Source organism: Halomonas sp. SIMBA_159 (assembly GCF_046536035.1).
GTDB classification, from domain to species: Bacteria; Pseudomonadota; Gammaproteobacteria; order Pseudomonadales; family Halomonadaceae; genus Vreelandella; species Vreelandella venusta_A.
Genome location: NZ_JAWJBT010001497.1, coordinates 1 through 240 on the forward strand (window position 1 = coordinate 1; position 240 = coordinate 240).

At 35.4% G+C, this 240-nt stretch carries 1 protein-coding gene; it reads left to right on the forward strand.

Annotated features, from left to right (window positions below; all coding sequences use genetic code 11):
- The coding region (locus tag R0J87_RS24205) for a M57 family metalloprotease (RefSeq protein ID WP_498889592.1) at window positions 1-240 on the forward strand (240 nt) is incomplete at both ends.

Consider the following 240-nt stretch of genomic DNA (forward strand, 5'->3'; position numbering starts at 1 on the left):
GTGTTTACGAACCTGCAGACATTACGATAAAAAGTGACTACGGCTCATTGCCTACTAATGTAATAGCTGCTGCCGGATTCCCTTCAACAAATGGGAAAGCATATCAATACATCACAATAAATTTAGATTTTTACAATAATCAAACCATTTCAGAAAGTACTAAAACATACAACATGGTTCATGAATTTGGACACTGTATTGGCCTTAGACATACTAATTGGGAAAATGAAGGACTTTACG